Raw genomic sequence first — 22085 nt, forward strand, 5'->3', positions numbered from 1 at the left:
CTACTGAAATTCCTTTGATTTACTGCTTATCGACGTCAGAAAAGGCGACGGATTGAACGGAAGGGGGCGGTAAGGCGCCAGGAGTGTGAGGCATACACCTGCTCCAGGCGACGAGCAATCTCCTCGTTCTCCTTCTGCAGGTTCTGCAGTGCCTTCTCTGCCTCGGTGTGCCGGCGCTCAGCCTCGGAATGCCGGCGTTCACCCGCCTCCGCGCGCAATGTGGCCTGATGCTCCGCGGTCTGTGCGTTGCTCAGCTGCGTCTCCACCTCAAGCACCCGATCGCGCAGTTCACTGCGCCCCTGCTCCAGGCCCGCGATGAGGTTCAGCTGGCGCGCCTGCTCGGCCGCGAGGCGCTCCACATCCGCCCGGATCGCGTCACCTTGCAGCAGCGCATCATCCAGCTTCGCGCCCAACTCGTTGCGCTGCCGGATGGTGGCCTCCAGCTCCATCGCAACAGACGCAAGACGATCATGCACATGGCCATAGCGCCCCAGCAGATCCAGCCCCTGCTCCACCAGCCCAGGCATGACACGCTGCGCCGCCGATTCGGATGCATAGATCGCCAGCAGCTGTTTGCCACTGTACTGCGGATCCGGCAGCAGCCCGACATCGATGACGCCCACGTGGACCAGGCGGAAGCCATTGGGAAGATCGCGCTGCAGGTTGTGCCAGTGGAAACTGTAGAAGTGTTCCTCGTGGCGCTCTTCAAGCGACTCCTGGAACGGAACCAGCATGACGAAATACTCGCGGGCATGAGCGGTCAGCTTGGCTGCCGCGTCCCACGGTTCGTGGAAATGCTCGAGCGTATTGGAGGAAAAGATCACGTCGTAGTCGAGGTCCACCCCTTCCGCCAGGAGATCGTCAGTGGCGAACGCGATCTGCGGATAGTTGCGGCGTGCCTGCTCGATGGCGGACGCTGAGAAATCCAGGCCGGCCACCTGATCAAGTCCCAACTCGGACTTGATCACCTGCGTGCCGTCACCCATCGCACAGCCCCAGTCGCACAGACCCAGGCCATTGCGCTTCACGTCATCCACGAACCAGGCCGGCAACAGGCGGCAGGCAACCATCCCGAAGAACTGGCTCTGCTTCTGGCCTTCGTTCTGGATCCAGTCCTGCTGGAAACGCGACTCCCAGTAGTCCTGCCCGTTGATGTCGATGCTCGTCATAGCGGATTTCCCGTGATCTTCATGAAATCAAAGCACCTTCTTCTCGATGGGCACAATGAAGGTACCGTAGCGGAACTCCTTCATGAATATCTTCAAATACTGCGCACCTTCGATGTACTCGAAGTACTGGATGCTGTCGGAGGAACGGTCTTCCAGCGCTGCAACCAGCACGTAGTCACCTTCGCGCAGGTTGCAGTCAAGCGTGAATGCAACTTCCACGGTATCGCCCTGCGCATCGAGACGCAGCCGCGGCGAATCCCATGTGGTACCCACCACCAGGTCGCTGCCGGCCATGTCCTTCAGCGAGAACGCCATGCTGAGGCACTCCCGATTCGCCGATGGCGGAATCCTGGCCTTGATGCGGATGCACAGCTTCTCACCGGTGAAGAACATGTTGCGACGCTGGCCATCGGCCGCTTCGGTTTCCACCGCAAGGATGGAGCCGACATGGCTGCCCCAGTGGTTGACCGGCTTGCGCGCGCGCAGCTGTTCCTGCGCCTTGTCATCGGCGATTTCCTGGGTCGCGTTGGCCACCGCCTCTTCGCGCTCGTGTTCCAGGCGTGCCGAATCCTCCTCGAACAGGTTCTGCATGTACTGCGCGGTGACCGCGAACACCGAGCCGGACATGCGCGGGCGCCCCTTGTCCAGCCAGATGCTGCGATCACACAGCGAGCGCACCGCGCCAACATCGTGGGAGACGAACAGGATCGAAAGACCGGACTCGCGGAGTTTCTTGATGCGTGCCATGCACTTGGCATTGAACTTCGCATCACCCACGGCAAGTGCTTCGTCGATGATCAACAGCTCAGGGCTGGTATGGATGGCAACCGAGAAGCCCAGGCGGACGTACATGCCGCTGGAGTACGTCTTGACCGGCTGGTCAAGGAACTCCCCGATGTCGGCGAATCCGACGATCTCGTCGAATCGCTGATCGATCTCACTCCGGGTCAAGCCCAGCACCTGCCCATTCAGCAACAGGTTCTCGCGCCCGGTGAACTCGGGATTGAAACCTGCGCCCAGCTCCAGCAGCGCGGCAACCCGCCCCTTGGTCCGCACCGAGCCCTCGGTGGGCTGCAGGGTGCCGCAGATGAGCTGGAGCAGGGTCGACTTGCCCGAACCATTACGGCCGATGATGCCAACGGTCTCGCCCTTGCCGACCTCGAAGGAAAGGCCACGCAGCGCCCAGAACTCGCGGTGATAAGCCACCTCATTCATGCCCAGCACGCGCCTGAGCGGCGGCATGAACATTTCCTTCAGGCGATCCGAGGGCTTGGCGTACATCGCGTAGGCCTTGCCCAGATCGTGCGCGGCAATGACCACCTCTTCCGGCGGGATGATGCGCTTGATCTCGTGCGCGGGATCGTGCTCGAAGACGCTGTCAAAGGACATCGGCAAACCCCTTTCTGGTGGCCTGGAACAAGGTGTATCCCAGATGCGCCACGACCAGCCCGACCAGGCTCATGATGCCCAGGATCAACAGGTCGGGAGTCTGCCCTTGCAGCGCGGCTGCCCGGCCCGCCTCGATCGGGAAGGTCATCGGATTGGCCAGCATCCACGACTTGAATTTCTCCGGGAAAGCGCTGCCCGGGAAGAAGATCGGCGACATGAACATCGTGCTGATGACCACGAAGCCGACGATATGGGTTACGTCACGCACATACACGCCAATGGCCGCCAAGAACCAGGACAGCCCCAGTACCAGCAGCACTACCGGAATCAGCAGGACGGGAAGCCAGACGATCTGCCAGTGGATGTGTGCGCCGAGCACGAACGCCAGGCACGCCAGTACCACCACACCCACCATGAAGTTGAACAGCGCGGCCCCCATGTTGACGACCGGCAGCACTTCCAGCGGGAACACCACCCGCTTTACATAGTTCGCATTGCCGGTGATCGAGATCGGCGCCCGCGAAATGCACTCGGCAAACACGTTGAACATGATCATGCCCAGGAACAGCGGCACCGAGAAATTGCCCTCCGCGCCGGGGATGTTCCAGCGTGCCTTGAAGATCGTCCCGAACACGAAGCTGTAGATGGTCAGCAACATCAGGTTATTGATGATGTACCACAGCAGGCCACCATAAGCCCCGCGGTAACGCCCTTCAATTTCGCGCCTTACCAGCGAAAGGGTGAACGTCTTGTTCCGCCACAGCTGGGCCCACGGCCCCAGCACAAGCGTATGCAGCAGCTTTCCAATACGCCCACTCATCAGCGGCACCCGATCTGCATAGTCAAGGAGATATCGTGCATCAACCCAGCGCCCTCTCCAGGTCCACCTGCAGGTCACCCAGATCCTCGACGCCTACGCTCAGGCGTACCAGCGCATCGCTGATGCCCAGCTGCTCGCGGCGCGCGACCGGAATCGAGGCATGGGTCATCACTGCCGGGTGGTTGACCAGGCTTTCCACGCCGCCCAGCGACTCGGCCAGGGTGAACAGCTCGGTCTTTTCGCAGAAGCGCTTGGCCGCGTCGAAACCACCCTTCAGCACGATCGAGACGATGCCGCCATAGCCGGCCATCTGCGTGCCGGCCAGCTCATGCTGCGGATGCGACGGCAGGCCCGGATAGATCACCTTGTCCACCGCCGGGTGCTTCTCCAGCCACTGGGCAAGGGCCAGCGCATTGGCGCAGTGGGCCTTCATGCGCAGCGGCAGGGTCTTCAGGCCGCGCAGGGCCAGGAAACTGTCGAACGGGCCCTGCACGCCGCCCACCGAGTTCTGCAGGAAGGCCATCTGCTCGGCCAGTTCGGCGTTGTCGCCGACCACGACCATGCCACCGACCATGTCCGAGTGGCCATTGAGGTACTTGGTGGCCGAATGCAGGACCAGGTCCGCGCCGAGTTCCAGCGGGCGCTGCAGCATCGGCGAGGCGAAGGTGTTGTCGACCACCACGATCAGGCCATGGCGCTTGGCGATGGCGGCAACCGCAGCAATATCGACGATCTTCAGCATCGGGTTGGTCGGGGTCTCGATCCACACCATGCGCGTGGCCGGGGTGATCGACGCTTCGAACGCGGCCAGGTCGGTCAGGTCGACGAAGCTGAAGTCCAGCCCGGCGGTGCGGCGACGCACGCGCTCGAACAGGCGGAAGCTGCCGCCGTAGATGTCATCCATCGCCACCACGTGGCTGCCGGCGTCAAGCAGCTCGATCACGGTCGAGCTGGCCGCCATGCCGGAGGCGAAGGCGAAGCCGCGGGTGCCGCCTTCCAGCGATGCCACGCAACGCTCGTAGGCGAAGCGGGTCGGGTTGTGGGTACGCGAGTACTCGAACCCCTGGTGCTCGCCCGGGCTGGACTGCGCGTAGGTCGAGGTGGCGTAGATCGGCGGCATCACCGCGCCGGTGCTGGGATCCGGCGACTGGCCGCCGTGGATGGCCAGCGTGGCCAGGGCCAGGGCGCGATCCTGCGAAGTAGGGTTGGACATGTTCTTTCCTGAGGGGCGCCGAAGCTCGGCGCCATCGAAGGTGCGGAAGTCTATCAGCGCGGCCTTAACGACCTTTGACGCGGATAAACCGGAATTCAGCGGCGAACGTCTGCGATCAGCGGCTTACTGAACGCGACGGCGCAGGTAGTTCAGCAGGTCGATGCGGGTGATCAGACCCAGGAAGCTGTCGCCGTCCATCACGATCGCCACCTGGCCGCGGTCGAACACCGGCAGCAGCGCCTCGATCGGCGACTTCACGTCCAGCCGGTCCAGCTTGCTGACCATCGCAGTGGCGACGGTGTCGCGGAAGCGTGCCTCGTCACCGTAGACATGCAGCAGCACGTCGCTTTCGTCGACGATGCCGACCAGCTGCTCGCCGTCCATCACCGGCAACTGCGACACGTCATACAGCTTCATGCGCTGGTAGGCGGTGGTCAGCAGGTCATTCGGGCCGATCACCACGGTGTCGCGCTGGCCGTACGGGCGCAGGATCAGGTCGCGCAGGTCGCCGTGCTGCGGGCGCTGCAGGAAGCCGTTGTCCAGCATCCAGTAGTCGTTGTACATCTTCGACAGGTACTTGTTGCCGGTATCCGGCACCAGTACCAGCACCTTCTTCGGCGTGGTCTGCTCACGGCAGTACTTCAGGCCGGCTGCCAGCAGCGTGCCGGTGGACGAGCCGCCGAGGATGCCCTCCTTGCCCAGCAGCTCGCGCGCGGTGTGGAAGCTCTCGGCGTCGCTGATCGCGTAGGCCTTGCCGACGCGGCTGAAGTCGGAGATCGACGGCAGGAAATCCTCGCCGATGCCTTCCACCAGCCAGCTGCCGGACTTGTCGTTGAGCACGCCATCATTGATGTACTCGGCCAGGATCGAGCCGACCGGATCGGCCAGCACCAGCTCGGTCTTCGGCGACAGCTTGGCAAAGGCGCGCGACAGGCCGGTCATGGTGCCGGAGCTGCCGCAGCCGAACACGATGGCGTCGAGGTCGCCGCCCATCTGCTCAAGGATTTCCGGGCCGGTGCCGAATTCGTGCGCGGCCGGGTTGTCCGGATTGCCGAACTGGTTGATGAAGTAGGCGCCCGGGGTCTGCTCGGCAATGGTCTTGGCCAGGTCCTGGTAGTACTCCGGATGGCCCTTGGCCACGTCCGAGCGGGTCAGGCGCACTTCGGCGCCCATTGCCTTCAGGTTGAAGATCTTCTCGCGGCTCATCTTGTCGGGCACGACCAGGATCAGCTTGTAGCCCTTCTGCTGGGCCACCAGCGCCAGGCCAAGGCCGGTATTGCCGGCGGTGCCTTCAACCAGGGTCGCGCCCGGCTTCAGGTCACCGCGCTGCTCCGCCGCCTCGATCATCGACAGGCCGATGCGATCCTTGATCGATCCGCCCGGGTTGGCGCTCTCCAGCTTCAGGTAGAGCTCGCAGACGCCGGTGTCCAGGCGCTGGGCCTTGACGATCGGGGTCTGGCCGATGAGTTCGAGGACGGAAGAATGGATGGGCATTCGGAGGACTTTCGGTTCGCGCCACACAGGGCCGGACCGATGATTATCCGATGGTTGGTGCTGAATGTCAGGTCGGCAGGGCAACCGCCCATCCGCCTGCAAAAAGAGATGCGGACGGCCCCGGATCGACGAGGAGACCGGTACCGCCCGCATCGGTGAGTTGTGCCTGCAGGCCAAGGCACCACCGCTTGTGGTGCCTTGGCGCGGCCGCCTCATCGGCGGTGCCGCGGTGCCAGGGCAGGAGCGCCCGGCGGGGCCATCGATGGCCGGATCACGCCGTTCCGGACGTGACGGGGTGCGTCAAAGCGTGGGGGACGTCGTTGGGAGCGGTGTTTCGTACATTCGCAGAAGTCGTTGCTTGGCCAGCAGCTTCTCACGCTTCATGCGACCCAGGGTGACATCATCGATCGGGAGTACACCCAACTCCGCGTCCATGCACTTCTTGTTCAACTTGCGGTGCTGGTCATGGAGTGCCCTGAACTCCGGATCACGCGCGCGACGTGCGTCGATCTCGCTCTGGGGCTGATCTTCAAACATGATGGACCTCCTTCGACAGATACACGAACGCCCCGGCCGCAAGGCACGGGGCGTTGTTCATGGAGGAGCGCCGGTCGATGGCCACCTGGACGCCTGCAACGACCTGCGGCACTGGCCTGCGCACGTCGATCTGCTGCGGTTCGCGCCCTGTTTGCATCGGCCCGGCCCTCCCATCGTCCGGTCCGCGGCATTGCGTCCCGGACGATTGACCCTACGCCTGCTCAGGGCGGGGTACAAGACCCCTGCGGCAAAAAGACCGAACCCCGCCATGGCGGGGTTCAGGCTGAATGCTCAGTGCAACGAAAAACAAACAATATCAATGAATTACGGAGCGATGATGACCTCGGCCGAACGCGCCCGGGTGGACGCGGCCTTCTTGCCGCTGAGCTGGATCCGGTTGCTGGCGACACCGGCCGCGACCAGGGCATCACGCAGGGCTTCGGCCCGCTTCTGGCCGACACCGTTGGCACTGTCATAGGCCTCGATGCGCAGGCGGCCCTTCTTGCCGATGTTCAGGTACTCGGCCAGGGCCTTGGCCTGGTTGCGGGCGCCGCCGGAGAGGCTGGCAGCACCTGCGGCAAAGGCGTCACCGTTGAAGGTGAAGACCTCGCCACGGCCGTCGAACTTCGACCCCGGCAGCTTTTGCCCGGACACCAGCTCGGCCTCCTCACGGGCCAGCTTGGCGGCGTTCTGCTGCGCGGCGCTGAGGCGCTGCTGCTGCTTGCCGGCCACGCTGGTCAGCGCGTTCTCGGCGTCCTGGCGGGCCAGGGTCTCGGCCTCGGCAGCCTGGCGCAGGCGCTCGGCCTCCTCGGCCTGCATCTGCGCCTGCATGCGCAGCTGCTCGGCTTCCTGGCGGGCACGGGCGGCGTCGCGGCGGCTGGCCTCGATCAGCAGGTCGCTGCGGGTGCGCTCGAGGCGGTCAACCTCACGCGCCGCCAGCGCGGTGCGCACCGCGGTCTCGGCGATCTCGACCCGGCGCTCGGCCAGGTAGGTGGCCAGTTCCTGGTCGCGGCGCTTGGCCTTGTCCAGGGTGGCGATCGCCTGCTGGGCCTGCATGCGCTCGAAGGCACCCAGTTCAGCCGTGTCGGGGTTGGCCTGGATGGCCATCAGGCGCTGGCTCAGCTGCGCCACCATCGGGTTGTCGGCGGCCATGGCCAGGGTCGGCAGCGCCAGCAGCGCGGCCAGGGTTGCGGCGGTCATCGGCTTCACCGGCGATCCTCCCCGGTCGAGAGCTGGCGTTGCAGCTGGTTGACCTCGTTGCGGCGCAGCTGCAGCTGCGCGGTGACCGTGGCTTCCTCGCTGCGGACGCGGGCCAGGTCGGCATCGGCGGCGGCGCGCAGGGCCATCGCCGGGGCGTTCTTGCGCTCGCGGCGGTCGCCGGCGGCGCGCTGGGCCTGCTCCAGGCCCTGACGGGCCAGGCCGATCAGGTCGGGGGCGTACTGGTCGGCATCGGCCTGGGTGGCCTTGTCGACCGCCTGTCGGGCCTGTGCCAGTTCCAGGGCGGCGTCCTGCGCCCAGGCGGGGGCAGACAGTGCGAATGCAAACGCCATCACATACAGGCCATGGCGCATTCGTGCGAAGCTAGGTCGTTTCATTGGGGAGGCCGTACCGGTTGTCGGTTCACGGCCATTGTCGTCAAGCCGACACCGTGCTGGCAACGGGCGTCGGCCGTTTCGTTGGGGAAAATTTGCAATGGATATCGGCTACTTCCTGAAGCTGATGACCGAAAAGAACGCTTCGGACATGTTTCTGACCACCGGAGCACCGGTCTACATCAAGATCGAGGGGAAGCTTTATCCGCTGGGCAACACCGGCCTGCCGCCCGGCATGGTCAAGAAGATCGCCTACTCGCTGATGGACGAGGGCCAGGTGCCGCAGTTCGAGCGCGAGCTGGAGCTCAACATGGCCATCGCCCTGCCCGATGCCGGCCGCTTCCGCGTCAACGTGTTCAAGCAGCGCGGCGAGGTCGGCATGGTCATCCGTGCCATCCGCAGCCGCATTCCGAGCATTGAAGAGCTGAACCTGCCGCAGGTGCTGAAGGACGTCATCATGACCCCGCGCGGGCTGGTGCTGGTGGTGGGGTCCACCGGTTCCGGCAAGTCCACCTCGCTGGCGTCGATGATCGACCACCGCAACAGCACCACCACCGGGCACATCCTCACCATCGAGGACCCGATCGAATACCTGCACAAGCACAAGATGTCGATCGTCAACCAGCGCGAGGTCGGGCTGGATACCCACGCTTTCCACAACGCGCTGAAGAACGCGATGCGTGAAGCGCCGGACGTGATCCTGATCGGCGAGATCCTGGACGCGGAAACGATGGAGGCCGCGATCGCCTTTGCCGAGACCGGCCACCTGTGCCTGGCCACCCTGCACTCCAACAACGCCGACCAGACCATCGAGCGCATTCTCAATTTCTTCCCGGAAAGCGCGCACAAGAACGTGCTGATGAACCTGGCACTGAACCTGCGGGCAGTGATCAGCCAGCGCCTGGTGAAGAACAAGGAAGGGCGTCGCCTGCCGGCCACCGAGGTGCTGATCAACACACCGATGATCCGCGACCTGCTGCGCCGCGGCCAGGTGCACGAGATCAAGGCGGCGATGGAGGGCTCGCTGGAGGAAGGCATGGAGAGTTTCGACCAGTGCCTGTTCCGGCTGGCCAAGGCCGGCATCATCGAGCAGGAGGAAGCGCTGCGCGCCGCCGACTCGCGCGACGGGCTGGCCCTGAAGTTCCGCCTGTCCGAAGGCAGCAGCGGCGAGCACGACCCCTACGCCGATTTCTCCGCCGGCGCCCCCAGCATCACCCACGGCTTCTAAGAAAAGGGGACGGAGGGAATTAAGTCGTAAATGCACTTACGACTTAATTCCCTCCGTCCCCTTTTTCTGAAGAATTCAGGAGGTGTCTCATCCAATGAGACCTCCTGTCCGTAGGTTTCCTCAATGGAAACCATCCGCAAGCTGGCCATCCTGGCCGACGCCGCCAAGTACGATGCATCCTGCGCCTCCAGCGGCTCGGGCAAGCGCGACTCGCGCGCCAGCGGCGGCATCGGCAGCACCGAGGGCATGGGCATCTGTCACAGCTATACGCCGGATGGCCGCTGCGTATCGTTGTTGAAGATCCTGCTGACCAACTTCTGCGTCTACGACTGCGCCTATTGCGTGAACCGGGTCTCCAGCAACGTGCCCCGCGCCCGATTCAGCGTGGACGAGGTGGTCACGCTCACCCTGGACTTCTACAAACGCAACTATATCGAGGGCCTGTTCCTTTCCAGCGGCATCATCCGCACTGCGGACTACACCATGGAGCAGATGGTGGAGGTGGCGCGGCGCCTGCGCGAGGAACACCGCTTTGCCGGGTACATCCACCTCAAGACCATTCCGGAGGCTTCGCCGGAACTGCTGGCCAGCGCCGGCCGCCACGCCGACCGGCTGTCGATCAATGTGGAGCTTCCCACCGAAGCAGGGCTGAACGCGCTGGCCCCGGAGAAGACGATCCACTCGATCCGCGGCGCGATGGGTGAGCTGCGCTGGCGCATCGAGGAGGCCAGGGAAGCGCGCAGGGCACCGCCACCGGTCGCACCGACGGCCAGCCGCAGTGGGCGGGCACGCGCCCCCCGCTTCGCTCCTGCGGGCCAGAGTACACAGATGATCGTCGGTGCCGATGGCGCCAGTGACCAGCAGATCCTGGTAAGTGCCGACAGCCTGTACGGCACCTACCGCATGCGCCGGGTGTACTACTCCGCGTTCAGTCCGATTCCGGATGCCAGCCGCCACCTGCCGCTGCAACCGCCTCCGCTGCAGCGCGAGCACCGCCTGTACCAGGCCGACTGGCTGCTGCGTTTCTACGGCTACGGCGTGGACGAGATCACCGGCAACACGCAGGACGGCATGCTCGACCTGGACATCGATCCCAAGCTGGCGTGGGCGATCCGCCACCCGGAACGCTTCCCGGTGGATCTGAACCGTGCATCGAAGGAAATGCTGCTGCGGGTGCCCGGACTCGGCGTGCGCAACGTCAAGCGCGTGCTGATGGCGCGTCGCCACGGACGCTTGCGCGTGGCCGACCTCGCCCGACTGAAGGCGCCGATGAGCAAGCTGCTGCCCTTCGTTGTGCTGGCTGACCATCATCCGCGCAAGGCACTGGATGATCCGGCCGCGTTGCGCGCGCAACTGGCGCCACCGCCCCGCCAGGGATCACTGTTCGATGCCCCATCCGCCCACTGATCCGCAGCGCTGGTCGCTGCGGGTGGACCCCGCGTGGTCGCTGCAGGCCTGGCGTGATAGTGCGCGCGAGGCATTGTGGCGTGGCATCGCGCCCGAGCACCTTGACTGGCTGGAAGGCGCCGAGTCATCGCTGCTGGATGCTCCGCCGGTGCAGCAGGCACCTGCGCCGGAGCACCTGATCGCGCCCAGCGTTCCGCGTGATTTCCTGGAACTGGCCTCTACCTGCCTGTGCCACGGCGAACCGCAGCGCCTGCCCCTGCTGTACCGGCTGCTGTTGCGCATCACGCAGGGCGAGCGCGCGCTACTGACCAATCCTGCCGACGCCGATGTCCTGCGCGCAATGGCGATGGCCCAGGCAGTTCGTCGCGACACCCACAAGATGAAGGCATTCGTGCGTTTCCGTGAAGTCCCCGGCCAGCCCGACACGTTCATTGCGTGGTTCGAGCCACAGCATCACATCGTTGACCGGGTGGCGCCCTTCTTCGCGCGCCGCTTCACCGGGATGCGCTGGGCCATCCTGACGCCCTCGCGCAGCGTTGCATGGGACGGGCAGGTGCTGGCCTTCGGCGCAGGGGCGCGGCGCGAAGACGCGCCCTCCGAGGACGCACGCGAATCGCTGTGGCAGACCTACTACGCCAGCATCTTCAATCCGGCACGGCTCAACACGCGGATGATGCAGCAGGAAATGCCGGCAAAGTACTGGCGCCATCTGCCGGAAGCGCAACTGCTGCCACGCCTGGTGCGCGACGCAGCTGATCGCGTGCAGCAGATGCATGAGCGGCCGGCGCAGGCGCCGCAGCGAAGGATTCCCGTGCACGCCGAGGCGGCGGCAGCGGTGAGCGCTGCCGACAGCCTGGAGAGGCTGCGCAGGCAGGCCAATGGCTGCCGCCAATGCCCGCTATGGGAGGCTGCCACGCAGACGGTGTTCGGCCAGGGCCCCGCGGATGCCAGCGTGATACTGGTGGGAGAACAGCCCGGCGATAGCGAGGACCTGCGTGGACAGCCGTTCGCGGGTCCGGCCGGCCAGCTGCTGGACCGTGCCCTGGCCGAGCTCGGCATCGATCGTGCCACGCTGTACCTGACCAATGCGGTGAAACACTTCCACCATGAACGCCGCGGCAAGATCCGGCTGCACAAGCGTCCGCACAACCGCCACATCCAGGCCTGCCGCCCCTGGTTGATGGGCGAGATCGCGCGGGTGAGGCCACGGGTGATTGTCTGCCTCGGTGCGACCGCCGCGACCTCGGTCCTGGGCAGCGGTTTCGACCTGTCACGCGAGCGGGGGCGCTGGCACACGCTGGAGGACGGCACCCGCGCCTACGCCACCGTGCACCCTGCATGGGTATTGCGGCAGCGCGACGACACCCGGCGCGAGGACGCCTATCGGCTGTTCCGCGATGACCTGGCCCGCCTCAACGAAAAAGGGGACGGAGGGAATTAAGTCGTAAGTGCATTTACGACTTAATTCCCTCCGTCCCCTTTTTATTAGGTGGCGTCGGGCTGGTTTTCCGGGCGTGCGCGGTCGAACGCGTCCAGTGCTTGGCAGGCCGCTTCGATGCGGCGCAGGGTCGGGTACGGAGCCAGGTCGAGGCCGAAACGGTGCGCGTTGTACAGCTGCGGCAGCAGGCAGATGTCGGCCAGGCCCGGGCGGTCGCCGTGGCAGAAGGTGCCGGTGTCGCGGCTGCCGGCCAGCATCGCTTCCATGGCCGCGAAGCCTTCGGCGATCCAGTGCAGGGTCCACTGCGTGCGGGCGTCCGCCGGCAGCTGCAGGTTGCGCTCCAGATACTGCATCACCCGCAGGTTGTTGATCGGATGGATGTCGCAGGCCACCAGCTGGGCCAGCGCACGTACCCGCGCACGGCCGGCCGCATCGGCTGGCAGCAGCGGTACCTGCGGGAAGCGCTCATCCAGATACTCCAGGATCGCCAGCGACTGGGTCAGGGTATGCCCATCGTGCAGCAGGGTCGGCACCAGCTGCTGCGGATTGAGCGTGCGATAGGCATCGAAGTGCTGCTCGCCGCCTTCGCGGACCAGGTGCACCGGCCGTGCTTCCCAGGCCAGGCCCTTCAGCTCCAGGCCGATGCGCACGCGGTAGGCGGCGCTGGATCGCCAGTAGGTGTACAGCACGATGCCGTCGTCGACCGGGATCTCCATCGCCGCCTCCATGCTCAGGGCTTGGCCGCCTGCTCGATGCGCTGCTCGATCGCACCGAAGATGCTGTTGCCGGCCGCATCAAGCATCTCGATGCGGACCACATCACCGAACGACATGAACGGCGTGCTCGGCTTGCCATCGCGCAGGGTCTCCACCACGCGCTGCTCGGCGAAGCAGGAGGCCCCCTTGCTGGTGTCTTCGTTGGCAATCGTGCCCGAACCGACGATGGTGCCAGCCCCCAGCGGACGGGTCTTGGCGGCATGCGCGACCAGCTGGGCGAAGTTGAACTGCATGTCCACGCCGGCCTCCGGCGCACCGAACCACTGGCCGTTGATATGGGTCAGCAGCGGCAGGTGCACCTTGCTGTCCTGCCATGCAGCGCCCAGCTCATCGGGGGTGACGAACACCGGCGACAGCGCCGAACGCGGCTTGGACTGCAGGAAACCGAAGCCCTTGGCCAGTTCGCCCGGAATCAGGTTGCGCAGCGAAACGTCATTGACCAGGCCGACCAGCTGGATGTGGCCCGCAGCCTGCTCCGGGGTGGCCGCCATCGGCACGTCGTCGGTGATCACCACGATCTCCGCCTCCAGGTCGATGCCGTAGTCCTCGCTAACCACCTTGACCGCATCACGCGGGCCGTAGAAGCCGGCGCTGGTGGCCTGGTACATCAGCGGATCGGTGTAGAAGCTTTCCGGTACCTCGGCACCGCGCGCGCGGCGCACGCGCTCGACATGCGGCAGGTAGGCGCTGCCATCAACGAACTCATAGGCGCGCGGCATCGGCGCCGCCAGCGCCTGCGGATCGAGGTCGAACACGCCATCGGCGTCGCCGGCGTTGAGCGATTCGTACAGGGCGTTCAGCCGCGGTGCGATGTGGCTCCAGTCCTCCAGGGCCTGCTGCAGGGTGGCAGCAATGCCGGTGGCGCGCACGCCGTGGCGCAGGTCACGCGAGACGACGATCAGGGTGCCGTCGCGGCCGCCTTCCTTCAAAGAACCAAGCTTCATGGGTGGGTGTCCGGAGTCGTAGGCAAACAAGTTTCAAGTGTAATCAAATATGCGGCGACGCCAAGCTGCAGCGCGGCATCGCCCCACCCTACCGTAGTGGGAGGTTCGGCAGGGCTTGCGGCCCTGCACCTGCTTCAAGCCAGGGCAACGTCAAATGCCAGAGCGGCTCTGGTTTGCTGTGAGTTGGGCGGGGCGGTGTGGGTCCGGTGGCGGGAGTGTTCGCGGCATGGATGCCGCGGCCAAGCCCCCATGGACGGGTTCACGGCGTCTCCCGCCACCGGACCCACCCCGCTATCCCTCAGGAAACCAGCTTTGGGCGTTGCTTCGGCCTCTGCGGGTGCAGGGCTGCAGGCCCTGCAGGCAGATCCCCTACCTGAACAGGCCTTTTTGCGTGAAGTCTCAAACATCGTTTAGACTTGCCGGGTCTGCAGCGGCCGTCCGTTTCCCTCCGGGACCGCCGGCGACCAGGGTCCGCCCTCTTCGCCCGCCCCCACTCCGACGCCGTTCGTCACGCATTCCAGCCTGCGCTTCGTGCCGGCTGCACCCAATTCTCGCAGCGCGGTTCACGGGAACGCTCCGAGTCAGCCGATCAGTTTGATCTGCCCCCGTCTGTCCGTTCGGACAGGCGTTTCTTGTACTTGGAGCAATCTCGATGTCTTTTGAATCGCTGGGCCTGGCGCCCTTCCTGCTGCGTGCGCTTGCCGAGCAGGGCTATGAAAACCCGACCCCGATCCAGCAGCAGGCGATCCCGCTGGCGCTGGCCGGTCGCGACCTGCTGGCCGGTGCACAGACCGGTACCGGCAAGACCGCCGCCTTCGGCCTGCCGCTGCTGCAGCACCTGGGCACCGCCTCGCAGGAAGTGCGCAGTGGCCCGCGCAAGCCGCGCGCGCTGATCCTGGCCCCGACCCGCGAACTGGCCACCCAGGTGCATGACAGCCTGCGTGGCTACAGCAAGTACCTGCGCATCCCCAGCGCCTGCATCTACGGCGGCGTCGGCATGGGCAACCAGCTGGACATCCTGCGCCGTGGCGTGGACCTGCTGGTGGCCTGCCCGGGTCGCCTGATCGACCACCTGGAGCGTCGCAGCATCGACCTGTCCGGCATTGAACTGCTGGTGCTGGACGAAGCCGACCGCATGCTCGACATGGGCTTCCTGCCGTCGATCAAGCGCATCCTGGCCAAGCTGCCGAAGCAGAACCGCCAGACCCTGCTGTTCTCGGCCACGTTCGAGGACAACATCCGCCAGCTGGCGCTGGAGTTCATGCGCAACCCGGAACAGATCCAGGTGACGCCGAAGAACACCGTGGCCGAGACCATCACCCACCGCGTGCACCCGGTCGATGCCGGCCGCAAGCGCGACCTGCTGCTGCACCTGCTGGCGCAGGACAGCCGCGAGCAGACCCTGGTGTTCGCCCGTACCAAGCACGGCAGCGACAAGCTGGCCACGTTCCTGGAAAAGTCGGGCATCAAGACCGCGGCGATCCACGGCAACAAGAGCCAGGGCCAGCGCCTGCGTGCGCTGGGTGACTTCAAGGCCGGCCGCGTGACCGTGCTGGTCGCCACCGATATCGCCGCGCGTGGCATCGACATCAACGAGCTGCCGAAGGTGATCAACTTCGACCTGCCGATGGTGGCCGAAGACTACGTGCACCGCATCGGCCGTACCGGCCGCAACGGTGCCACCGGCCAGGCGATCTCGCTGGTGGCCCAGGATGAAGTGAAGCTGCTGCGCGCGATCGTGCGCCTGCTCGGCCGCGACATGGACATCCGCGATGTGCCGGGCTTCGAGCTGCAGGTGCCGATCCGCTGGGGCAACAGTGCACCGGGCAAGGCCGAGCACGATACCGGCGAACGCGCCCCGCGCAAGAGCCACGCGCGCCGTCCGCACGGTGATGCACCGCGCCACGCACATGCCGGCCCGAAGAAGGCCGGTGGCGGCCGTCGCGAAGGCGGTGGCAATGGCCAGCAGCGCGCTGGGCAGGGCCAGGGGCAGCGTCGCGGCGGCGGCGGCAATGGTGGCGGCCGTGGCCGCGGCCAGGGCGGCGGTGGCGGTCGCGCCAGCTGATCCGGGCTGACATGGAGAGCGCTTCCCGCTGCGCGGGGAGCGTATCGAGGGACGGCGCTGATGCGCCGTCCCTTTTTTGTTGCTGATGGTCCTGGCGGAGGCCGCTGCCTTCCGGGCTCAATGACGACCCGGCGGCAAACGCCTTACTCCCGCACTTTCGCCGGATTCACCAGGTTCCCGAAGAAGATCGCGTTGGTCAGCAGCCGATCGGTCCCATGCCAGTATTTGCGGTGCGCCGGATCATCGGCAAACAACACCACATTGCCCTGCCCCTGCGCCGACACCAGCAGCCACGCGCTGCCCGCCACCCGTGCGCGGTTGCGCTCCGAGAGGTAGCCATTGACCCGCGGCGGTGTGTCGATGCGCACCACCGTCGAGAACGGGTTGGTGCTGGGCTGCAGCGTCACCGTGCTTTCCTTGTTGATCGCCAGCTGCCGGCGCGGCACGCCGAACGCCAGCGGGTGGCTGGTGTCGGCATCGGCGCTGAGGATGTTGCCGCTGACCCGCTCGATCGCGGCGATGTCACGCTGGTCACCGAAGGCGCGGCGTCCCTCGTCGGCGGCCTCTTCGTCCTTGCCCAGCGCCGCGCCGTCGGCCAGCTTCTGTTCGATCGCCCATTTCGAGGCACTGCCGTAGGTCAGCAGCGAGCCGCCGGCCTGCACCCAGCGTTTCAATGCGGCCACTGCCGTGGCGTCGACACCGGCGTAGCTGCCTCCGGAGAGCACGATCGTGGTGTAGCGCTGCAGCGGCACCTTGCCCAGCTGCAACGGATCCAGCTTGCTGGCCGGCAGGCGCAGCTGCTGGTCGAGCAGGAACCAGGCCGAGCCGATCTCGGTGGCCGCCACGCCCTCGCCCATCACCAGTGCAACGGCCGGCCGGCGCAGCGCCTTGACGCCGTCGCTGCCGAGGTCGATGCCCTCGCGGCTGCGGCCGCTGGCTACCGCATGCACCTGCACGCCGGCATCGCGTGCCACCGATGCCACCCCCTCAAGCAACGCTGCACCCTGCAGCGGCTGCCCGGCCACGGGAATGACCAGGCTGCCTGCGGCGAAGCTGACCTCGCCCTGTGCGGTGGCGACGGTGAACGGCTGGAAGGCGGCCCGCGTGCTCAGGCCCTTGCCCTGCAACGCGGCCAGTGCGCGTGCGGCGTTGTAGTCGCGCCAGTCGATGACATAGGCGAATCCGGCCTGCCCGCCCTGCACCGCGCCCTGCTCTGCGGGCAGCGAGGCCACCCGCGCGCCGCCTTCGATGCGGTTGCGGCTGCCGGCGAAGGCCACGCCATAGGCCGGTGCGATCGCATAGCTGGTGCTGCCATAGAACACATCGCCCTTGATCGGCGGCGTCTCGGCGAAGATCGAATGCACCAGGCGGAACTGCGCCTGCTGCACCGGCACCACATAGGCGCTACCGGCCTCGAAGCGCTGGCCCTCGACGCTGACGGCACGATCCAGCGCGCGTACCTCGATGCGATGCAGCAGCAACAGCTCCAGCAGGCGGCGGGTCAATGCGGGGTCGTGCGCATCGCCGAACACGAAGCTCTTCACCGGCTGCTGCGCCGCCTGGGTCAGTGCGCTCTGGAAGAACTGCTTCTGCAGGTCCAGCAGGCCGCTGCGCTCGCTCACCGCACCGCGCACCGTCCCCAGCCCGGTGGCGACCTGGTTGCGGATGGTGAACGGGAAGGCCAGCAGGCCATTGACCGATTCCTGCACGCGGCCCCGTGAGCTGGCCTGCTCGACAGTGACACCGACCGCACCGTGGAAATCCGGATAGGTGGAACCGTACACCGGCGAGAAATTGTCGAAGTTCTCACCGGTGTAGTACAGCGAACCCAGTACATCCAGTGCCTGCGCGTGGTACTTGGCCAGGGTCTTGTTGAACGCGTAGGACGCGGCGGGAATCAGCGGGCTGTGCATGCTCTTCGGCGACGGCTCGAAGTAGTAGGTGCTGTCCTTGCCCATCTCGTGGAAGTCGATCTGCACGTTCGGGTACCACTGGTGGAACACTTCCACCTTCGGCCGCGAATCCTGCTGGGTCAGCGCCAGCCAGTCGCGGTTGAGATCGGTGAAGTAGTGATTGGTGCGGCCCTGCGGGAACGGCTCGACATGCTCCTTGTCGGCCGGGTCGGCAGACGCAGGATCGGATGCCCATGCGTTGTGCCAGTTCGCCGCACGGTCACGGCCGTCGGGGTTCTGCGCCGGATCGAACAGCACCACGGCCTGCTGCAGCCAGCGCTCGGTCTCGGCACTGCGGTTGGCCACCAGGTAATAGGCGGTCAGCATCGCGGCTTCGGCACTGGAGGTCTCGTTGCCGTGCACGCTGTAGCCCAGCCACACCACCACCGGGCTGTCGCCGGCGGCACTGCGCGGCTGCGCCGGATCGACCAGGGTCGCGTGCTGCTGGCGGATCTGTTCCAGCCGCGCGTGATTGCCGGCCGCAGTGACCGTGGCGATCAGCAGTGGGCGCCCTTCGTAGCTGCGGCCGATCTCGCGCACGCTGATCCTGTCCGATCGCCTGGCCAGCGCCTGGAAATAGGCCACCAGCTGGTCATGCCGGGTGTAGCGGCTGCCGATCGGATAGCCGAGGAACTGTTCCGGGCTGGGAATGGCCGCATCGAACGTGGCCGCGTCGGCAGCCTGCGGGAAGAAGTAGGCGTTCTGCGCCTGCACCGCCTGCGCTGAGGACAGTGCGGCGGCCACGGCGATCAACAGCGGAAAGACGGCACGACGATGCAAGGACACGATGACTCCCCGGGAATGCAACGGCAGGCAAGCGCGCGGCCGGCCCCTGTGGGGAACCGGCCGCGGCGGGCGGATCAGAAGCGGTAGTCGAAGCCGAGCGTGAAATAGCGGCCGCGCAGGTCGTACTGGCTGAAGTCGTACGGTGCGCGGATGCCCGGGAACGACGCGTCGTACGGCGGCGTCTTGTCGGCCAGGTTCTGCACCTTGGCGTACACGGTCAGCTTGTCGACGCCGGTGTAGGCCAGGTACAGGTCGTACTGGCTGTAGCTGCCGACGCGCTGCTGCACGGCCTTGGCGGCGGTGCTGGCTTCCTGGCGGTAACCGCTGGTGTAGTACCAGGTCACGGCCGCGTTGAAGTCACCGTACTTCCAGTCCAGCGTGGTGGTGGCCTTGTCCTTGGGCAGGGTGGCACCCAGGTTGCTGCCGGCATAGTCCACCAGCGGGCCACCGACCACGGTCGGGCGACGGTAATCGCGCACGTGGGTGTAGGCCGAAGACACGGTGAAGTCACCCAGTGCAGCCGTCGGGATGCGCTGGCGCAGCTCGACGTCGATGCCGGAGGTCTTCAGCTCGCTCAGGTTCTGGTAGCGGTTGTAGACCGCCTGCAGCTTGCCGCGTTCGTCGCGCTGCACGGCACCGGCCGCGTTGTCGTTGACCAGGGTCTGGGTGTTGTTGGTGCCGACCAGGTTGTCCAGCTGGATGCGGTAGTAGTCCACGCTCAGGTTGGTGTTGGCCCACGGCGAAAGCACCACGCCGAAGTTCACGCTCTTGGTGCGCTCGGGCTTCAGTTCGTTGTTGCCGACGGTGAAGAAGGTCGGGTTCTGGCGCGAGCCCGGCACGTCCGGATCGCGCGGATCGACCACGCTGCCGTAGGCGATGCTGGTGCTGTTGGAGTTCTCCGACAGCGACGGCGCGCGGAAGCCCTTCGAGGCCGAGGCACGCACCAGCAGGACGTCCAGCGGTTGCCAGCGCAGGCCGATCTTCGGCGAGAAAGCATCGCCGAAGTCATCGTAGTGGTCGGCGCGTGCGGCGGCGGACAGTTCCAGCGTCGAGGCCAGCGGTACATTCACCTCGGCATAGGCGGCACTGACCTGGCGCTTGCCGTGGACTTCGGCGATCGCCGGGCGCACCTGCAGGCCGGCATCGATCTGCCACGGATTGTTCGAATCCAGCTTCTCGCGGCGCCATTCGGCACCGGCGGCGAATCCGATGTCACCAGCCCAGGTGTGGCCCAGGCTGCCGGACACCTTGGCATCGATGCCCTGCAGCTTGGACTCGGCCGGGCGCAGCGTGGCAATGTTGATCGAGTCACGCACCGACTGCGGCGTCGCCGCCGGGTTGAGCAGGTTGTAGCTGCCGCTGGCCAGCGCGTTGGCCAGCGCCCAGCGGTTGGCGAAGCCGCCCGACACGCTCTCGCGCTCACTGCTGCGCGCGCCGAACGCAGCGACTTCCCAATCCCACGACGCGGTGGTGCCGCGCAGGCCGAACACACCGCGGTAAGCGGTGGAGCGGTTGGTCTTGAGGGTGCCGCCGAGGTCGAAGAAGGTGTATTCGATCGGAATCGCGCGGCCGTAGGGGTTGTACGGATTGTTGGCCGGCAGCAGCGACGACACCGGCTCGGCCAGGCCACTGTTCGCGTTCAGTGCGAAGCGGCCGCTCTCCAGGGTGAAGAACGGGCTGCTGCCGAACCACGCGGTGCTCTTGATCTGGCTGTACAGCACCTCGCCGAAGGCCTCGACCGTGTCGTTCAGGCGGAAGGTGCCGTTGGCATAGGCCTGGTAGCGCCGGGTCGAGGGAATCAGGGTGGTGAACGGTGCCTGGTTGAAGCCGCAGGTGTCGCCGGCCAGGCCATCGATCGGCGCGCTGGCGACACGGGTGGTGCCGGTCGGGCAGTTGCCGCTGGCATCAAGCATCGGCACCGACACGCCGTTGACCAGGTAGCGCGCGCCCTTGGCCGACCAGCCGTTCCAGCGGCCACCGGGCTTGTCGGTGTAGATGCCGCTCCTGGTCAGGTTGCGTTCGTCCTGGTCCAGGCGCTCGCGGTTGTAGCCCTGCAGGCTGAAGAGGATGTTGTAGCCATCGCGGTCGAGATCGCCGAGGCCGCCGACGAACTTCAGGTTCTGCTCGTGCAGGCCACCCTGGTCGGCACCGCCGAAGCTGCCGCCGATCTCGGCACCTTCGAAGTTCTGCCGGGTGATGATGTTGACCACGCCGGCCACGGCGTCCGAGCCGTACACCGCCGAGGCGCCGTCCTTGAGCACTTCGATGCGCTCTACCGCGACCAGCGGCAGTGCGTTGAGATCCACGAAGGTGTCGGACAGGCCACCGGCCGGGAAACCGTAGTTGGCCAGGCGACGACCGTTGAGCAGTACCAGCGTGTTCTTCTGCGACAGGCCGCGCAGGCCGATGCCGGCCGAACCGGACGCCCAGCCGTTGTTGGTGGTTTCGTTGCTGGCGTTGCCGGTGTTGGCCGAGATCGAGCGCAGCACGTCGGCCACGGTTGCCTTGCCGGTCTGTTCCAGCTGCTGGCGGCCGATCACCTGCACCGGGTTGGAGGCCTCGGTATCGGTGCGCTTGATGTTGGAACCGGTGACACGCACGGCAGCCAGGGTGCTGGCTTCGCCACTGGCGTCGGTGGAGGTTTCGGCGGCGGCGGACAAAGGCGCGGCCAGAGCGACGGCCAGGGCCGCCACGAGCAGGGTGTGCTTGGGCATGACGATGTGGGGGAGGTGGTAAGGGCGACGAAGTTCCGCAGTAGTCCATGCCTGGCCGGGGTCCGGCCAATAACATCTCTTCATACGGATATAAGAGAAGCTATCATCTCTTCATCCGGATGGAAAGCATTTCTTCACGAAAGTCCAACATCCGCTCAGGCTCCCCGCGCGGCTGCGGCGTACAATCGCGGCATGGAAATCTTCAAAGTCTTCATGCTCGAGGCGGCGCACCGCCTCCCCAACGTGCCGCCGGGGCACAAGTGCGCGCGCCTGCACGGCCATTCGTTCCGGGTGGAACTGAAGGTCGAGGGCGAGCCCGGCGCGCAGACCGGCTGGATCATGGATTTCGGCGACGTGAAGGCGGCCTTCCAGCCGATCTACGACCGCCTGGACCATCACTACCTCAATGACATCCCCGGCCTGGAAAACCCGACCAGCGAGAACCTGGCGATGTGGATCTGGAACGAGCTCAAGCCCAGCCTGCCGGCGCTGAGCGAGATCACCGTGCACGAAACCTGCACCTCCGGCTGCCGCTACCGCGGCCCGGCCACCTGATCAACA

Annotated in this window: 17 protein-coding genes; 5 read left to right on the forward strand and 12 right to left on the reverse strand. The window is 66.0% G+C overall.

Going from position 1 to position 22085, the window contains the following annotated elements:
• Positions 1–35: 35 nt before the first annotated feature.
• From Q0P60_RS05075 to Q0P60_RS05110, 8 genes are all read right to left on the reverse strand, one after another.
• Entirely contained in the window at positions 36–1169 is a 1134-nt protein-coding gene (locus Q0P60_RS05075; RefSeq protein WP_294989149.1) for a methyltransferase domain-containing protein, read from the reverse strand.
• A gap of 27 nt (positions 1170–1196) precedes the next feature.
• Complete coding sequence (locus tag Q0P60_RS05080; RefSeq protein WP_180851351.1) at positions 1197–2558, reverse strand: ABC transporter ATP-binding protein; 1362 nt, start codon at positions 2556–2558, stop codon at positions 1197–1199.
• Positions 2548–3378 carry an ABC transporter permease gene (locus tag Q0P60_RS05085; RefSeq protein ID WP_146268062.1) on the reverse strand — a complete coding sequence of 277 codons (831 nt, stop codon included), beginning with the start codon at positions 3376–3378 and terminating at the stop codon, positions 2548–2550. The genes Q0P60_RS05080 and Q0P60_RS05085 overlap by 11 nt, the downstream gene beginning before the upstream one ends.
• A 40-nt stretch (positions 3379–3418) precedes the next feature.
• Positions 3419–4591, reverse strand: a complete 1173-nt coding sequence (locus tag Q0P60_RS05090; RefSeq protein ID WP_294989154.1) for a cystathionine gamma-synthase — start codon at positions 4589–4591, stop codon at positions 3419–3421.
• A gap of 123 nt (positions 4592–4714) precedes the next feature.
• A complete protein-coding gene (locus tag Q0P60_RS05095; protein WP_294989157.1) occupies positions 4715–6085 on the reverse strand; it encodes a pyridoxal-phosphate dependent enzyme in 1371 nt (456 codons plus the stop codon).
• Between the two features lie 300 nt (positions 6086–6385).
• Positions 6386–6622: a YdcH family protein gene (locus Q0P60_RS05100; RefSeq protein ID WP_005407964.1), complete on the reverse strand. Its 237-nt coding sequence runs from the start codon at positions 6620–6622 to the stop codon at positions 6386–6388.
• A gap of 324 nt (positions 6623–6946) precedes the next feature.
• The gene (locus Q0P60_RS05105; protein WP_294989162.1) at positions 6947–7831 is read right to left on the reverse strand and encodes a hypothetical protein; all 885 of its coding nucleotides are present in this window, start codon (positions 7829–7831) and stop codon (positions 6947–6949) included.
• The gene (locus Q0P60_RS05110) at positions 7828–8193 is read right to left on the reverse strand and encodes a DUF4398 domain-containing protein (RefSeq protein ID WP_005415160.1); all 366 of its coding nucleotides are present in this window, start codon (positions 8191–8193) and stop codon (positions 7828–7830) included. The genes Q0P60_RS05105 and Q0P60_RS05110 overlap by 4 nt, the downstream gene beginning before the upstream one ends.
• Positions 8194–8314: 121 nt before the next feature.
• Here Q0P60_RS05110 and Q0P60_RS05115 point away from each other — a divergent pair, with 121 nt between their 5' ends.
• The 3 genes from Q0P60_RS05115 (at position 8315) to Q0P60_RS05125 (ending at position 12290) form a co-directional block, all read left to right on the forward strand.
• Positions 8315–9442, forward strand: coding sequence for a PilT/PilU family type 4a pilus ATPase (locus Q0P60_RS05115; RefSeq protein ID WP_014645840.1), 1128 nt, complete (start codon positions 8315–8317; stop codon positions 9440–9442).
• A gap of 123 nt (positions 9443–9565) precedes the next feature.
• A complete protein-coding gene (locus Q0P60_RS05120) occupies positions 9566–10849 on the forward strand; it encodes a putative DNA modification/repair radical SAM protein (RefSeq protein ID WP_294989167.1) in 1284 nt (427 codons plus the stop codon).
• Positions 10830–12290 (forward strand): UdgX family uracil-DNA binding protein, encoded by a 1461-nt coding sequence (locus tag Q0P60_RS05125; protein ID WP_294989169.1) that lies wholly within the window; start codon positions 10830–10832, stop codon positions 12288–12290. The genes Q0P60_RS05120 and Q0P60_RS05125 overlap by 20 nt, the downstream gene beginning before the upstream one ends.
• 44 nt (positions 12291–12334) lie before the next feature.
• On the opposite strand, the gene maiA is transcribed toward Q0P60_RS05125, so the two are convergent.
• Positions 12335–13003: a maleylacetoacetate isomerase gene (gene maiA / locus Q0P60_RS05130; RefSeq protein WP_294989172.1), complete on the reverse strand. Its 669-nt coding sequence runs from the start codon at positions 13001–13003 to the stop codon at positions 12335–12337.
• A gap of 14 nt (positions 13004–13017) precedes the next feature.
• Complete coding sequence (locus tag Q0P60_RS05135; protein WP_065179110.1) at positions 13018–14007, reverse strand: fumarylacetoacetate hydrolase family protein; 990 nt, start codon at positions 14005–14007, stop codon at positions 13018–13020.
• A 652-nt stretch (positions 14008–14659) separates the two neighbouring features.
• Between Q0P60_RS05135 and Q0P60_RS05140 the strand changes: the two genes are divergently transcribed.
• Positions 14660–16072 carry a DEAD/DEAH box helicase gene (locus Q0P60_RS05140; protein ID WP_294989177.1) on the forward strand — a complete coding sequence of 471 codons (1413 nt, stop codon included), beginning with the start codon at positions 14660–14662 and terminating at the stop codon, positions 16070–16072.
• A 143-nt stretch (positions 16073–16215) separates the two neighbouring features.
• Here the strand turns inward: Q0P60_RS05140 and Q0P60_RS05145 are convergent, their stop codons facing one another.
• Positions 16216–18810: a M14 family zinc carboxypeptidase gene (locus Q0P60_RS05145; protein WP_294989180.1), complete on the reverse strand. Its 2595-nt coding sequence runs from the start codon at positions 18808–18810 to the stop codon at positions 16216–16218.
• A 74-nt stretch (positions 18811–18884) separates the two neighbouring features.
• Positions 18885–21524 carry a TonB-dependent receptor gene (locus Q0P60_RS05150; RefSeq protein ID WP_294989183.1) on the reverse strand — a complete coding sequence of 880 codons (2640 nt, stop codon included), beginning with the start codon at positions 21522–21524 and terminating at the stop codon, positions 18885–18887.
• Positions 21525–21716: 192 nt separating this feature from the next.
• Between Q0P60_RS05150 and queD the strand changes: the two genes are divergently transcribed.
• Positions 21717–22079 (forward strand): 6-carboxytetrahydropterin synthase QueD, encoded by a 363-nt coding sequence (gene queD / locus Q0P60_RS05155; protein WP_294989186.1) that lies wholly within the window; start codon positions 21717–21719, stop codon positions 22077–22079.
• The last annotated feature ends 6 nt before the right edge of the window (positions 22080–22085 follow it).

It is taken from the genome of uncultured Stenotrophomonas sp., assembly GCF_945952405.1.
GTDB lineage: Bacteria > Pseudomonadota > Gammaproteobacteria > Xanthomonadales > Xanthomonadaceae > Stenotrophomonas.

Excerpts from the sequence above, each read along its gene's own strand:
- Q0P60_RS05075 (WP_294989149.1), bottom strand. The coding sequence starts at position 1,169 with ATGACGAGCATCGACATCAACGGGCAGGACTACTGGGAGTCGCGTTTC.
- Q0P60_RS05080 (WP_180851351.1), bottom strand. The coding sequence starts at position 2,558 with ATGTCCTTTGACAGCGTCTTCGAGCACGATCCCGCGCACGAGATCAAG.
- Q0P60_RS05085 (WP_146268062.1), bottom strand. The coding sequence starts at position 3,378 with ATGAGTGGGCGTATTGGAAAGCTGCTGCATACGCTTGTGCTGGGGCCG.
- Q0P60_RS05090 (WP_294989154.1), bottom strand. The coding sequence starts at position 4,591 with ATGTCCAACCCTACTTCGCAGGATCGCGCCCTGGCCCTGGCCACGCTG.
- Q0P60_RS05095 (WP_294989157.1), bottom strand. The coding sequence starts at position 6,085 with ATGCCCATCCATTCTTCCGTCCTCGAACTCATCGGCCAGACCCCGATC.
- Q0P60_RS05100 (WP_005407964.1), bottom strand. The coding sequence starts at position 6,622 with ATGTTTGAAGATCAGCCCCAGAGCGAGATCGACGCACGTCGCGCGCGT.
- Q0P60_RS05110 (WP_005415160.1), bottom strand. The coding sequence starts at position 8,193 with ATGCGCCATGGCCTGTATGTGATGGCGTTTGCATTCGCACTGTCTGCC.
- Q0P60_RS05115 (WP_014645840.1), top strand. The coding sequence starts at position 8,315 with ATGGATATCGGCTACTTCCTGAAGCTGATGACCGAAAAGAACGCTTCG.
- Q0P60_RS05120 (WP_294989167.1), top strand. The coding sequence starts at position 9,566 with ATGGAAACCATCCGCAAGCTGGCCATCCTGGCCGACGCCGCCAAGTAC.
- Q0P60_RS05125 (WP_294989169.1), top strand. The coding sequence starts at position 10,830 with ATGCCCCATCCGCCCACTGATCCGCAGCGCTGGTCGCTGCGGGTGGAC.
- maiA (WP_294989172.1), bottom strand. The coding sequence starts at position 13,003 with ATGGAGATCCCGGTCGACGACGGCATCGTGCTGTACACCTACTGGCGA.
- Q0P60_RS05135 (WP_065179110.1), bottom strand. The coding sequence starts at position 14,007 with ATGAAGCTTGGTTCTTTGAAGGAAGGCGGCCGCGACGGCACCCTGATC.
- Q0P60_RS05140 (WP_294989177.1), top strand. The coding sequence starts at position 14,660 with ATGTCTTTTGAATCGCTGGGCCTGGCGCCCTTCCTGCTGCGTGCGCTT.
- Q0P60_RS05150 (WP_294989183.1), bottom strand. The coding sequence starts at position 21,524 with ATGCCCAAGCACACCCTGCTCGTGGCGGCCCTGGCCGTCGCTCTGGCC.
- queD (WP_294989186.1), top strand. The coding sequence starts at position 21,717 with ATGGAAATCTTCAAAGTCTTCATGCTCGAGGCGGCGCACCGCCTCCCC.